This window comes from Paraburkholderia aromaticivorans, from assembly GCF_012689525.1.
Taxonomy (GTDB): Bacteria; Pseudomonadota; Gammaproteobacteria; order Burkholderiales; family Burkholderiaceae; genus Paraburkholderia; species Paraburkholderia aromaticivorans_A.
The window spans coordinates 4,492,334-4,505,545 of sequence record NZ_CP051516.1 but is presented as its reverse complement, the minus strand read 5'-3'; the positions used below and the strand labels follow the sequence as shown (position 1 = coordinate 4,505,545).

The window sequence follows — 13,212 nt, the reverse complement described above, 5'->3', positions numbered from 1 at the left end:
TTCTTCCGGGACAATCCGCTACACTGCCAAGCCGGCTTCGGCGGGCGGCGTTTGCCGCCCGTCAGCCGACGGGTGCCGCGTGGCGGCAAGTCTTTAGTCAACCTGAAGGTGGGCAGGCCGATGAATCGCGAAGTTCTGGCCATTCGCCACGTGCACTTCGAGGATCTGGGCAGTCTCGAGCTGGTGCTCGGCGAGCGTGGGCGCCCGGTCCGTTATCTCGATGTCGGCTTTGCCCGCATCGAGGCGCCGAACCCGGTCGCCGCATCGCTGATGGTGGTGCTCGGCGGCCCGATCAGCGCAACCGACGACGCGCTTTATCCGACGCTGGTGCCGTTGCTGTCCATGATCGAGAAACGCATCGCAGCGGGTTTGCCGACCCTCGGCATCTGCCTGGGCGCTCAATTGATCGCGCGTGCCCTTGGCGCTCGCGTCTATCCCGCAGGCCAAACCGAACTCGGCTGGTCACCGCTGGCGCTGACCGACGCCGGCCGCGCTTCGCCGGTCCGTCATCTGGACGGCGCGCAGACCTCCATGCTGCATTGGCATGGTGATACCTTCGATCTGCCTGACAACGCAACGCGTCTTGCTTCGACGCCGGCCTGCGAAAACCAGGCGTTCGCCTGGGGCAATCATGTGCTGGGTCTGCAGTGTCATCCGGAGATTCGTACCGATCGCTTCGAGCCCTGGCTGATCGGCAACGCCGGTGAACTGATTGGCCACGGCATCGACGCGCGCCAGTTGCGGGCCGAGACCGCAAAGTTCGGTCCCGCGCTCGAAGCCGCCGCGTGCCGGATGTTCGGCGAGTGGCTCGATCAGGTCGAGGCGAAACCCTGAAAGGCTATGGGCCAGCACTAAATCACTTGCGGTGCTATGCTCGATCGCTCTCGGGTTTCTACTGGGCGTAATCCATGAGCGCGCTTTTTTCTCCGCTCACGCTGCGTAGCGTGACGCTTCCCAATCGTATCGTCGTGTCCCCGATGTGCCAGTATTCCGCCGACCGTGGCGAGGCAACGGCGTGGCACATGATCCATCTCGGCAGCATGGCGTTATCCGGTGCCGGCATGCTGTGCATCGAGGCGACCTCGGTCGAGCCGGAAGGCCGCATCACACCCGGCGATCTCGGCTTGTGGGACGACGTGACGGAAGCCGCGCTCGTGCCTGTGCTGGCCGCGATCCGCAAGCATTCGCACGTCAAGGTCACGATGCAGTTGTCGCACGCGGGGCGCAAGGCGTCGAGCCAGGCGCCGTGGGAAGGCGGCCAGCTGATTCCGGTGTCGCAAGGCGGATGGCTGCCGCACGCGCCGTCCGCGTTGCCGCACAAGGCCGGCGAAGAGCCGCCGCTGGCACTCGACACGCCTGCGCTGAACCGTATTCGCGAAGCATTCGCGGCCTCGGCTCGCCGTGCCGCGCGTCTCGGCGTCGACGGACTGGAAGTGCACGCGGCGCACGGTTATCTGCTGCATCAGTTCCTCTCGCCGATCGCCAATCAGCGTGGCGACGACTACGGCGGCTCGCTTGAAAACCGCATGCGCTTTCCGCTTGAAATATTCGATATCGTGCGCGCTGCATTTCCCGCTGACAAACCGGTCGGCGTGCGTGTTTCCGCGACCGACTGGGTCGAAGGCGGCTGGACGCTCGAAGACACGATCGCGTTTGCGCAGGAACTGAAAAAGCGCGGCTGCGACTGGATCGACGTGTCGTCCGGCGGCGTCTCGCCGTTGCAGAAGATTCCGCTTGAACCGGGTTATCAGATCCCCTTTGCCAAGGCGGTCAAGGAGGCCACCGGCCTCGCGACGATCGGCGTGGGCCTTATCACCGACCCCTTGCATGCCGAGCAACTGATCGAAGCCGGCGACGCCGATCTGATCGCCTTGGCCCGCGCGTTGCTATACAACCCGCGTTGGCCGTGGCACGCCGCGGCGCAGCTCGGCGCGACGGTCGAAGCGCCGCCGCAGTACTGGCGTTCGCAACCGCGCGAGCAAAAGGCACTGTTCGGCGACATTTCGTTCGGACAACGGTGAAGTTGGCAAGCCGTCATCCGTACGCGTCTTTTTGACGGTTGAACTAAGCCGTCTTCAGCGTGTAGGATGCCGGTTGTGGCGCAGGTGCGTCGCAGGTCGACGCGGCGCTCGCAAGGCGCCGCGTTTGCTATCCACGTCAGAAAAAAGCAGCGCGTCAGACGCGGGCATTTTCGACGGCTGCCAAACTTCACCCCCAGTTCTTCACAAGGATTCATTCAATGAGTTCACGCAGGATCGCCGTGCGCCGTTCGGGTGTGCACGGCAAAGGCGTGTTTGCCCTCGAACCGATTGCGGCCGGCGAGCGCCTAATCGAATACAAGGGCGAGCGGATCTCTTGGAAAGAAGCGTTGCGCCGTCATCCGCATAATCCGGCCGAACCGAATCACACGTTCTATTTCGCGCTCGACAGCGGTAAGGTCATCGACGGCAAAGTGGACGGCAATAGCGCGCGCTGGATCAACCATTCCTGTGCGCCGAACTGCGAAGCCGAAGAAATCGACGGTCACGTGTTTGTGCACGCGTTGCGCGATATCGCGGAAGGCGAAGAAGTCTTTTACGACTATGGCCTTGTGATCGACGCGCGTCAGACCAAGAAGCTCAAGAAGGAATATGAATGCCGTTGCGGCGCGCGTAAGTGCCGCGGCACGATGCTGGCGTTGCCGGAGAAGGAGAAGGGCGCGGGCAAGTCCGAGAAGGTGGCCAGCAAGGGCAAAACGTCGGCGAAGAAAGCGAAGAAGAAATGATGATTTATGGGCTGTCTGAATCGATCACGTTGGCAATCGATTCAGGCGTCCGTCAAGCATCTAGACTGTCAGAAATCCACAGGCGCCGAGTACGCCGATTTTTTTGCCGGGCGCCTTGGTTCAAGGGTTTCCACGTCGCTCTGCACGGTGATCGGCACGAGCGGAATGCGCACGATGAAACGTGCGCCGCCTTCCGGTGCGTCCTCGTAATGCACGCTGCCGTGATGCAGCACCATGATGTCGTGGACGATCGCGAGGCCGAGACCGGCGCCGCCATCCACGCCGGCATCGGTCTGACCGTCGCCGCGGAAGAACCGCTTGAAGAGATCGGCCTGCTGGTTGCGCGGCACGCCCGGCCCGTTGTCTTCGACGACGATCTCCGCCATGCGTAATTCGTCGATCACCGTTTGCGACACCGTCACGGTGATGCGGCCGCCATCGAAGCGCGACGGCGGCACGTACTTGAGCGCGTTGTCCAGCAGATTGGCGAGTACCTCGTGCAGCAGCACGGGATTGCCGCGCGCCATCAACGGATGGCCGTTGCTGGGGTCGTCCAGACGCTGGAAACCGAGGTCGACGTGGAACGTCAATGCACGCGGCACCCATTCCGCGCCCGTGTCGAATGCGAGCGCGGCCATGTCCACGTTGACGAAGCGAGCCGCCTGTTCGCCCGGCTCAGCCCGCGCGAGCGAGAGCAGTTGATTCGACAGCCGCACTGCGCGATCCGCCGCGGCGCGCAATTCACGCACGGCGGCCAGGGTTTGCTGCGGGTCGCGCGCGACGGCCGCCTGCTCCGCATGCAGCTTGACGGCGGTCAGCGGCGTGCGTAGTTGATGCGCGGCGTCGGCGATAAATTTGCGCTGGCCGTCGAGTGCCGTTTTCAGGCGACCGAGCAGCGCGTTCAGCGCGCCCGTCAGCGGCCGGATTTCGACGGGCACATAGGTTTCATCGACCGGTTCGAGCGACGTGTGGGTTTGCCGGTTCAGCGAGTCGGCGAGATCGGTGAGCGGGTTGAGCTGCTGATTGACCACGCGCCACACGATCACCCAGCCCGCCAGCAGTAGCAACAGCAGCGGCATCATGATCGCGACCAGAAACTCGGCGGCAATGCGAAACCGGTGATGCACCGGCTGACCGACTTCGACGACGATCGGATTGCCGGTCGGCTGATCGACCCGGACCTGCGCGACGCGCACCGTCACGCCTTGATGCTCCGTTTCGAATACGTACGCGTAATGCATGCGCCGTACGCTCGTGCCTTGCAGCGGAAGATTTTGATCGCCGGCGATTTCCGTTTCGCCGGTGCTGATGCGGTAAACGAGGTGCTCGACCGGGTCCGAGAACATGGCCTGCGCGAGCGGCGGCACCGTGATACGCGCATCCGGGCCGGCAATCTGGATCTGTTTGGAGATGGCGGTGGCGAGATCGGCGAGCGAACGGTCGACCACGTGCTGCGTGTACTGCCAGGCCAGCCAGTAAGCGATCAGGCCGCTCATGAGCGCGAGCAGCGAAAGGGGAGCAGCGAGGCGCCGCAGCAGCGTGCGGCGCAGACTATTGGCGGCCGGCTGGGGCATGATCGAACGCGCGGGAAAGTAGCAACGGCGCAAGCACCGCGAAATTTCGCCGGAAGCCGGCGAATTGCGCACCGAGTGCGCGGCGCCGGCCCGGCGCCGTCAGGCCGCAGCAGAGCGTGCGGCCTTCATGACGATTATGCGGCCTGGCGGATTTCCTGCAACAGATAACCGAAGCCGCGCACCGTGACGATCTCGACACGGCAGCTTTCGAGCTTTTTACGCACCCGGTGCACATAGACCTCGATCGCGGTGTCGCCGAGATCGCCGCCGAAGTGCGTCAGATGGTCTTGCAGTTGCGCCTTGCTGACCACGCGGCCATGACGCAAGAGCAGCATTTCGAGCACTGCGAATTCACGCGGCGAGAGTTCGAGCGGCTTGTCGTCGTTGAAAATGCGGCGATCGACGCCCGACAGGCGCACACCGCCCAGCGACACTTCCGGACGCGGCATATCGCCGTGCGGACCGCTGCGGCGCATGACCGCGCGGATGCGCGCTTCGAGCTCGGTGGGTTCGAACGGCTTCAGCATGTAGTCGTCGGCGCCGGAATTCAGGCCTTGTACGCGGTCGTTCAGTTCGTCGCGCGCGGTGAGGATGATCACCGGCGTGTGACGATTGCTCTGACGGAAGCGCGAGAGCAGTGTCATGCCGTCGATGCCGGGCAGACCCAGATCGAGGATCACCAGTTCATGGCGATTTTGCGTGAGGGCCTGTTCGGCGAAAATGCCGTCGTGGACCATGTCGACGGTGAAGCCGGCTTGTTCGAGACTGCTTTGGATGCCGCGTGCGATGGGGCGGTCATCTTCGATCAGAAGGAGTCGCATGGGTTTCGCTCAAGTACAATGGGTTAGGCGTTTGGGCAAGCGGTTCGCCGGGGCGCCTGCTGCACAGGCAGCATGCGGCGTGGCCGTACCGAACCGGCACGAAGCAGGCATCGAGCGGCCTTGAAGCGCCGACCGGGCGCTTTTAGATCTGTCACATCGCACCAGTCTCCCGAAGGGCCGAGATAACTTTGGACGACCCTGCGTTTTCCCGAAAGCGATCACGAAGTCATGTCCGAGATAAGCATTCACGAACTGGAAGCCGCAATCAACTTCTGGCGCGCCCGCTCACCTTCGAGCGGCGACGAACTCGTTCTGTGCAAGGAGGCAAGCGCGCTCTCCAAGCCGTATGCGCTGATGATTGTACAGCGTCAGCACACGCTATCACCGGATCGTTTGGACGGGATTGCCAGGCAAGCATGGGATTCTTACGTGCACCTTAAGAATAGCCTGTAGAACTGAAGGTTTGGACAAGGGATTACCTGCAATGCCCTTTCATCGCTGCCGAATTACTCGATGTTCGGCGCATAAACACGCCTGAGACGTACTTGCTCGTCTGTATTACGCCGTAATACTGTCGATAAACGTCGCCAATTTGATGTCGCGCTCGGTCAAGCCGCCGGCGTCATGCGTGGATAGCGTGATCTCCACCTTGTTGTACACGTTGAACCATTCCGGGTGGTGATCCATTTCCTGCGCCTTGATCGCCACGCGCGTCATGAAGCCGAATGCTTCGTTGAAGTCGGCGAATTTGAACTGGCGCTGGATTGCGTCGCGGCCCGCCGTGGCTTGCCAGCCGTGCAAGCCGGCGAGTTGCGTGGCGCGTTCTTCGGAAGTCAGTTTGTGAATCATGGCGCTACCTCATTTGATCTGAACAGGCACGCCGGTGGGCGTGCGCATCCGCTATTTTTTCACGGATGCCGCCCGCCCGCAGACGGCCCGGTCAGCCGTGCTTTTCAGATATCGCCGTCGGCCAGCCAGCCTTCCTGCGAGCCCCGCGTGATGACGCGATCGTGCTCGAGGACGTCGCCGGCCGCGACCGCCGGTTCGGCCGCGAGCCTTGCCAGCAGCGGCGCGAAATCGGTTTGCGCGACGTTGAACAGCTGCGCGAAGTCGTCGATCACGAAGTAGGTTTTCTGGAACGTGTCGATGCGGTAGCGCGTGCGCATCACGCGTTCGAGGTCGAAGCCGAGGCGGTTCGGCGCGGCGCTTTGCTGGCTGTAGAGCGTTTCGCCCTTGCTCGACACGATGCCCGCGCCGTAGATCTTCACGCCGTTCGGACTCGCCGCGTCGCGGATCAGCCCGAACTCCACGGTGTACCAATAGAGACGCGCGAGCAGCGGCAGCGCGCCGGCGTCATGGGCGGCTAGCGCGGCGCGACCGTACGCGTGCATATAGTCCGCGAATACGGGGTTGATCAGCAGCGGCACGTGGCCGAACAGGTCGTGAAAACAGTCCGGTTCCTGCAGATAATCGATCTGATCCGGCCGGCGCATCCACCACGTCACGGGAAAGCGGCGATTTGCCAGATGCTCGAAGAACACCTGGTCCGGTACGAGGCCCGGCACGGCGACGATCTGCCAGCCAGTGGCGGGCGTGAGCTTCGCGTTGATTTCGTCGAACGACGGCACGCGGTCGGCCGGCATGCCGATGGTGTCGACGCCGGCCAGAAACTCGTCACAGACGCGTCCTTTGAGCAGCGCCGTCTGGCGTGCGTAAAGCTGTTGCCATACCGCGTGGTCGACCGCGCCGTAGCGCTCGGTCGGTTGATCGATGGTGAAATCGGCGCGGGTTTCGAGGCCGGCGTCGAATTGCTCTTTCAGTTTGGCGGTATTGGCGGTCGGCATAATGCTGCGCTCTACGGTGATGGCTGGTGTATATCGGTGATGCAAGTGTAGAGCGGCATCAGTGCGGAAAGGGCGCAATGATGGCGGTTTATGGCTTAGATATGCAATAATCGTGCATTAATAAGCCATTCGATGCGGGTACTCGACATGTTAGAACTGGATCACTTCGATCTTGCGCTGCTGGACGTGCTTCAGCGCTTCGGCCGTGCAACGCATCAGCAATTAGCCGAGCAGGTGCCGCTGTCACCGTCGCAGATCGGACGGCGCTTGCAGCGCCTGGAGCAGGTGGGCGTGGTGGACGGCTATCGCGTCGTGCTGCGGCCGGAAAAGCTCGGGCTCGGCGTCACCGCGTTTACCAGTCTGAAATTGAAGCACCACGGCGATTCGATCATCGAGCAATTCCAGCAGCAGATCGAGGTGCTGCCTGAAGTACTGGAATGTCATGCCGTGGTGGGCGACGCCGACTATCTATTGCGCATCGTCGCGCCCGATCTGAATTATCTGTCGACGTTTGTGATGAAGAAATTGATGCGCGTACCGGGCGTGGACAGCGTCCGCTCGAATATCGTGCTCACCACTTTCAAGCGCAATGGTCCGTTGCCGCTGGGCCATCTGTCGCCGGGGACCGCTGCCGCTTGATGCGGCGGCGGCATGGGTGAGGCGCGGGGCGCGATGACGTCGCTCGCGGCCCTGTATTACCTCAGTCTTATGCCGCTTGTTTCGGCTCGCTGTCCGGGCTCAGCAAATCGACGTAGGCCACCGCCACCAGATCCGATTCCGGCACGCCGAGTGTGGTGAACATCGCATGCGCTTCGGCGTGGCCGCCTTCTTCGTCATCGTCCTGGGCGAGCAGCACTTCGAGTTCCACGAAGTCGCCCAGACCGTCGACCCGGTCCAGATGGATCCGCGTCCGCCCGGTCAGATACACATGCCGTTCCTTGGTGACGATGCCGCGCGTGGTCAGCGCGGTGGCGAGCAGCGCGTGCATGGCTTCCGGATTGGTCACCGGGCTACGTGTGTAATACGACGCCTTCGGACCGTCGCGGTCGTCGCGCTGATAGAAGATCAGTTCGGCCGGCGTGCCGTCGTCGAACTGACGCAGTTTCAGGCGGCCGCGCGGCACGTCGTAGAAAAAGTCCTGCTGGCGGAAGATCAGCGGCGCGTCCGGCGCGAGCTGCGCCGCGCGTTCGCGGAGTTGCTCGAAATGCTGGGCGCGGGCTTTGATTTCAATGTTGCGTGCCATGTCAGGCTCCTGTCGAAGGATCGAGTGGTCGGCGGCTTCCGGTGTTGCCGGGGCGAAGCTGCCGGGAAGGACAAAGTCAAGCGGAACGGAAAAGATGCGGAGACGGCGCGTGAGCGCAAACCCTCAATCTAACAAAAACTGCGTGACGGTGTGGTTTCAGGCGCTGGGCGAGCGGTCGCGGCGGGAGATCGGGTTCCGCGATGGGCGCTGGCGAAGGTGCTGTGCGAGGAGATCGCGACGCGGACCGCACTGTTTGCGCGTGTCATGAGAGCGGCTCATATCGCTCGCCTCACGCTCTCAAGCTGATTCCATCGCGCGCTGCACGCGAGCACCGTTCGATACGCCTCAAGTCGCCCATTGCTGCTCGATCAGCTTCAACGCCGCGGCAATCGCCGGTTCTTCCTTGCGCTGAGCGAGCGTGATAAAGCTGAGCTGAGTCGGCACGGTAACACCTTCGACGATGGTCAACGCGTGCGCATGCGCTTCGGCGATCGCGGTGGCGTCGCGTGCGAGCGTGAGACCGACGCCCGATTTGACCAGATCGAGCATCGAAGGCTCCTGATCCACCTCCGCCACCTTGACCGGCTTCACACCGGCTTCGTCGAAGCAGCGCGTCAACAGCCGGTTATGCGCCGACGCCGGCGGCGTCCAGATCCACGGCAGCGCCGCGAGCGAACGCCAGTCGCGCGCGCCCTTGACACGGTCTTTCCAGCCGGCCGGCGCGAGCACGCGGTACTGGAAGTGAGTCAGCGTGAGCGCGTGAAAAGCGGGGCCGTCGCGCGGTTCGTCTTCGGACGGCAGACCGATGTAGTAACCGACATCCAGTTCACCCGCGCGAACCTGGTCCAGCACCCAGCCCGACATGCCGTGGCGCAAGGCCGTCTCGATGCGCGGCCAGGTCTCCACGAGCTGCTTGAGAAAGCCGCCCAGGCGCAGAAACGCCGGGTCGAGGATCGTGCCGATCCGCAGTCGTCCGCGCACTTCGTGACGTAGCGATTGCGCCGCCCGTTGCACGTCGTTTGCCGCGCCGAGCGCGCGCTCGGCGTGAGGCAGCAGCGCCTGGCCGTCGCGCGTGAGCGAGAGTCCGTGCGAAGTCCGCGTGAACAGCGTCACGCCGAGTGTCTCCTGCAAATGCTTGATTTGCAGGCTGACCGCGGGTTGGGTCAGGTGAAGCTGCACGGCGGCACGCGTGAGGTTGCCCTCGCGTGCCACGGTGACGAACGCCCGGAGCAGAGTCAGATCCATGTCCTGATATTAGCGCGCCTTATAGCGCAGTTGAGCATTACTCATTGGATTTCTCGGCCCGAAGCGCCGTACGCTTCACCTTCAGTACGCCTTTATCACGCCTGGCACGCCGGGGCGGAAGACTTCACAGGAAAGAGGACACCATGAGCGAGACATATCAGGACCAAACCCAGCGCAGCGCGACCAGCGCCCGTGCGCTGACCCATTTCATCAACGGCAAGACGCTCGAAGGCACGAGCGGCCGTTTCGGCGACGTCTTCAATCCCGCGCAAGGCAGCGTGAGCGCGCGCGTGCCGCTCGCGAGCGTCGCCGAAGTCGATGCGGCCGTCGCCGCCGCCAAGGCCGCGTTTCCCGCGTGGAGTGAAACCGCACCGATCAAGCGTGCGCGTGTCCTGTTCAAGTTCAAGGAACTGCTCGACCGTCACCACGACGAACTCGCGGAGCTGATCACGCGTGAACACGGCAAGGTGTTTTCGGACGCGAAGGGCGAAGTGATGCGCGGCATCGAGATCGTCGAGTTCGCGTGCGGCATTCCGAATCTGTTGAAGAGCGACTTCACCGATCAGATCGGCGGCGGCATCGACAACTGGAATCTGCGTCAGCCGCTTGGCGTGGTCGCCGGCATTACGCCGTTCAACTTCCCGATGATGGTGCCGTCCTGGATGTTCCCCGTCGCGATTGCATGCGGCAACACGTTCGTGCTGAAGCCGTCGGAGCGCGATCCGTCCTGTTCGAACCGTCTCGCGGAACTGTTGAAGGAAGCCGGCTTGCCGGACGGCGTGTTCAACGTCGTGCACGGCGACAAAGTTGCTGTCGATGCGCTACTCGTGCATCCGGAAGTCAGCGCATTGTCGTTTGTCGGTTCGACGCCGATTGCCGAGTACATCTACACGGAAGGCACGAAGCACGGCAAGCGCGTGCAGGCTTTGGGCGGAGCGAAGAATCATCTGGTGGTGATGCCGGACGCGGATCTCGACCAGGCCGTCGATGCCTTGATCGGCGCGGCATATGGATCGGCGGGCGAGCGTTGCATGGCGATTTCGGTGGCCGTCGCCGTGGGTCATATCGCCGATGAACTGATCGAGCGACTCATACCGCGCGTGAAGAGTTTGAAGATTCTCAACGGCATGGAATCGGATGCCGAGATGGGACCGCTGGTGACGTCGGTGCATCGCGAGAAAGTGGTCGGCTATATCGACTCTGGCGTCGAGGCGGGCGCGAAGCTGGTTGTCGATGGACGCGGCCATCAGGTCAGCGGTCATGAGAAGGGTTTCTTTCTCGGCGGTACCTTGTTTGACAATGTTTCAACCGACATGAAGATCTATCGCGAAGAGATTTTCGGACCGGTGCTCTGCGTGGTGCGCGTGCCGGATTTTGCTTCCGCGGTGGAACTGATCAATGCCAACGAGTTTGCTAACGGCGTGTCGTTGTTTACGTCCGATGGCGGCGTCGCTCGCGCTTTCTCGCGGCAGATTCAGATCGGTATGGTCGGCATCAACGTGCCGATTCCGGTGCCGATGGCATGGCATTCGTTTGGTGGCTGGAAGAAGTCGCTGTTCGGCGATCATCACGCGTATGGTGAAGAAGGCGTGCGGTTCTACACGCGCTACAAGAGCATCATGCAGCGCTGGCCCGACAGTATCGCCAAGGGTGCTGAGTTCACGATGCCGGTGGCCAAGTAGTGTGAGGCGATTGCTTTCGGCAGATAGCGCTTGTGGTGGTCTGCCGAAGGCCGTGGTAAAAACAGCGCGCTGGACAGGTAGAAAACACAACTAGAGCCCAACGCCGCAGTCGCATGGCAACCATGCGACTGGCCGGCAAAGAAGCTTAGGAGACTGAACAATGAGTTATACCGACACGACGCCCGCGGCTCGGCGCCTCGAAGGCGAGTTCGACTACATCATCGTGGGCGCGGGCACGGCGGGTTGTGTGCTGGCCAATCGCCTGAGCCAGGATCCGGATGTGCAGGTGTTGCTGCTCGAAGCCGGTGGCAAGGACGACTACCACTGGATTCACGTGCCGGTCGGTTACCTCTATTGCATCGGCAATCCACGCACGGACTGGCTCTATAAAACGCAGGCGGAAGCCGGCCTCAATGGCCGCTCGCTGTCGTATCCGCGCGGACGCGTTTTGGGCGGCAGTTCTTCCATCAACGGCATGATCTACATGCGTGGTCAGCGCGAAGATTACGATGAATGGGCGCGCGTCACGAACGATCCGTCCTGGTCCTGGAACTCGGTGTTGCCGGTCTTCAAACGCAGCGAAGATCACCATGCCGGCGCGACCGAATCGCATGGCGCGGGCGGACCGTGGCGGGTCGAAAAACAGCGGTTGAAATGGAAAATTCTCGAAGAGTTTTCGCGCGCCGCGCAAGAGGCCGGCATTCCCGCCACCGACGACTTCAACCGCGGCGATAACACCGGTGTCGGCTACTTCGACGTCAATCAGAAACGCGGCATTCGCTGGAATGCATCGAAGGCGTTTTTGCGTCCCGCACTCAAGCGGCCGAATCTCACTGTGATCACCGGCGCGCACACGCAACGCGTCGTATTTGAAGGACGCCGTTGCTCAGGCGTCGAATATCGCGGCGACAACACGGACTATCTGGCCAAGGCCCGCTGCGAAGTGATCCTCAGTTCAGGCGCGGTGAATTCGCCGCAATTGCTTGAACTCTCCGGCATCGGCAATGGTGGGCGTCTGCAAAATCTGGGTATCGAGGTCGTCAACGATCTGCGTGGTGTGGGCGAAAATCTGCAGGATCATTTGCAATTGCGGATGGCCTATAAAGTCGACGGCGTGCGCACGCTCAATACGGCGTCCGCGCATTGGTGGGGCAAGCTGCTGATCGGGATGCAGTACGCGTTCTTTCAAAGCGGCCCGATGTCGATGTCGCCGTCGCAACTCGGCGCGTTCGCCAAATCCGATCCGAACGATCGCTCGCTCACGCGGCCCGACCTCCAATATCACGTCCAGCCGCTTTCGCTCGATCGGTTCGGCGAACCGCTGCATCGGTTCAATGCGTTCACGGCGTCGGTGTGCCAGTTGCGGCCCACGTCGCGCGGCAGCATTCACATCGAATCCGCCGATGCTTCGGCGCCACCCTTGATCGCACCAAACTATCTCTCCACCGATTACGACCGGCGCGTTGCCGCCAATGCGCTGCGTCTCACGCGCCGCATTGCCGCAGCGCCCGCGCTCGCACGCTACCGGCCGCAGGAGATTTTGCCGGGCATTCAGTACCAGACCGAAGAGGAACTGCAGCAGGCCGCGGGAGCGGTCGGCACGACCATCTTCCATCCAGTCGGCACCTGCCGCATGGGGACGACCGACGACGCCGGCGCCGTGGTCGACAACCGGCTACGGGTTATCGGTGTTGACGGACTGCGGGTAGTCGATGCATCTGTCATGCCGACCATCACCTCGGGCAACACCAATTCGCCCACGCTGATGATCGCCGAGCGCGCCAGCGACATGATCCGCGAAGATCGCCGAGCGCGCGTGGGCGGCAGTTTCGCGGCACAAACGAGGTCGGCGTCTTCCATGTCCGCAGTGTGACAGGCAGCACGCGAGCCGCATGAGATGCCCGTCCGACCTGCGCGGCGGGCATCTCGCACGTATGAGCCCCGCTCGGGGCGGGCGTCATCCACTTCCACTAAGTGCAAATCCCGATGAATGCGCTGCATCATTGGCGCGACAATGGCAGCCATGCTGCGTGCCGCCC

The 13,212-nt window shown here is 62.6% G+C and carries 13 protein-coding genes; 7 read left to right on the top strand and 6 right to left on the bottom strand.

Translation table 11 applies throughout. The features are described 5' to 3' along the window. Positions 1 to 120 precede the first annotated feature (120 nt). The 3 genes from HF916_RS48680 (at position 121) to HF916_RS48670 (ending at position 2,764) form a co-directional block, all read left to right on the top strand. The gene (locus HF916_RS48680; protein WP_168795626.1) at positions 121 to 834 is read left to right on the top strand and encodes a glutamine amidotransferase; all 714 of its coding nucleotides are present in this window, start codon (positions 121 to 123) and stop codon (positions 832 to 834) included. Between the two features lie 74 nt (positions 835 to 908). Next, positions 909 to 2,021 carry an NADH:flavin oxidoreductase/NADH oxidase gene (locus tag HF916_RS48675; RefSeq protein ID WP_168795625.1) on the top strand — a complete coding sequence of 371 codons (1,113 nt, stop codon included), beginning with the start codon at positions 909 to 911 and terminating at the stop codon, positions 2,019 to 2,021. A 218-nt stretch (positions 2,022 to 2,239) separates the two neighbouring features. Then, the gene (locus HF916_RS48670) at positions 2,240 to 2,764 is read left to right on the top strand and encodes an SET domain-containing protein (RefSeq protein WP_168795624.1); all 525 of its coding nucleotides are present in this window, start codon (positions 2,240 to 2,242) and stop codon (positions 2,762 to 2,764) included. A gap of 68 nt (positions 2,765 to 2,832) precedes the next feature. Here HF916_RS48670 and HF916_RS48665 read toward each other — a convergent pair whose 3' ends face one another. Continuing rightward, the gene (locus HF916_RS48665; RefSeq protein WP_168795623.1) at positions 2,833 to 4,338 is read right to left on the bottom strand and encodes a sensor histidine kinase; all 1,506 of its coding nucleotides are present in this window, start codon (positions 4,336 to 4,338) and stop codon (positions 2,833 to 2,835) included. 134 nt (positions 4,339 to 4,472) lie between these two features. Further along, the gene (locus tag HF916_RS48660; protein ID WP_007180058.1) at positions 4,473 to 5,159 is read right to left on the bottom strand and encodes a response regulator; all 687 of its coding nucleotides are present in this window, start codon (positions 5,157 to 5,159) and stop codon (positions 4,473 to 4,475) included. Between the two features lie 228 nt (positions 5,160 to 5,387). On the opposite strand from HF916_RS48660, the gene HF916_RS48655 reads away from it, so the two are divergent. Then, positions 5,388 to 5,612 (top strand): DUF3717 domain-containing protein, encoded by a 225-nt coding sequence (locus HF916_RS48655; protein ID WP_012434827.1) that lies wholly within the window; start codon positions 5,388 to 5,390, stop codon positions 5,610 to 5,612. A gap of 105 nt (positions 5,613 to 5,717) precedes the next feature. Here the strand turns inward: HF916_RS48655 and HF916_RS48650 are convergent, their stop codons facing one another. Together HF916_RS48650 and phhA are read right to left on the bottom strand one after the other, a co-directional pair. Beyond that, positions 5,718 to 6,008: a 4a-hydroxytetrahydrobiopterin dehydratase gene (locus tag HF916_RS48650; RefSeq protein WP_168795622.1), complete on the bottom strand. Its 291-nt coding sequence runs from the start codon at positions 6,006 to 6,008 to the stop codon at positions 5,718 to 5,720. A 104-nt stretch (positions 6,009 to 6,112) separates the two neighbouring features. Further along, a complete protein-coding gene (phhA, locus tag HF916_RS48645; protein WP_240975742.1) occupies positions 6,113 to 7,003 on the bottom strand; it encodes a phenylalanine 4-monooxygenase in 891 nt (296 codons plus the stop codon). Positions 7,004 to 7,150: 147 nt separating this feature from the next. Between phhA and HF916_RS48640 the strand changes: the two genes are divergently transcribed. Beyond that, entirely contained in the window at positions 7,151 to 7,642 is a 492-nt protein-coding gene (locus HF916_RS48640) for an Lrp/AsnC family transcriptional regulator (protein ID WP_115781433.1), read from the top strand. A 67-nt stretch (positions 7,643 to 7,709) separates the two neighbouring features. Here HF916_RS48640 and HF916_RS48635 read toward each other — a convergent pair whose 3' ends face one another. Both HF916_RS48635 and HF916_RS48630 read right to left on the bottom strand, forming a co-directional pair. Then, on the bottom strand, positions 7,710 to 8,246 hold the full coding sequence (locus tag HF916_RS48635) for a class IV adenylate cyclase (protein WP_168795620.1): 537 nt from the start codon (positions 8,244 to 8,246) through the stop codon (positions 7,710 to 7,712). Positions 8,247 to 8,591: 345 nt separating this feature from the next. Beyond that, a complete protein-coding gene (locus HF916_RS48630) occupies positions 8,592 to 9,491 on the bottom strand; it encodes a LysR family transcriptional regulator (RefSeq protein WP_168795619.1) in 900 nt (299 codons plus the stop codon). A gap of 143 nt (positions 9,492 to 9,634) precedes the next feature. On the opposite strand from HF916_RS48630, the gene HF916_RS48625 reads away from it, so the two are divergent. Together HF916_RS48625 and HF916_RS48620 are read left to right on the top strand one after the other, a co-directional pair. Then, entirely contained in the window at positions 9,635 to 11,173 is a 1,539-nt protein-coding gene (locus tag HF916_RS48625; RefSeq protein WP_168795618.1) for a CoA-acylating methylmalonate-semialdehyde dehydrogenase, read from the top strand. A gap of 160 nt (positions 11,174 to 11,333) precedes the next feature. After that, a complete protein-coding gene (locus HF916_RS48620; protein ID WP_168795617.1) occupies positions 11,334 to 13,046 on the top strand; it encodes a GMC family oxidoreductase in 1,713 nt (570 codons plus the stop codon). Positions 13,047 to 13,212: the final 166 nt, after the last annotated feature.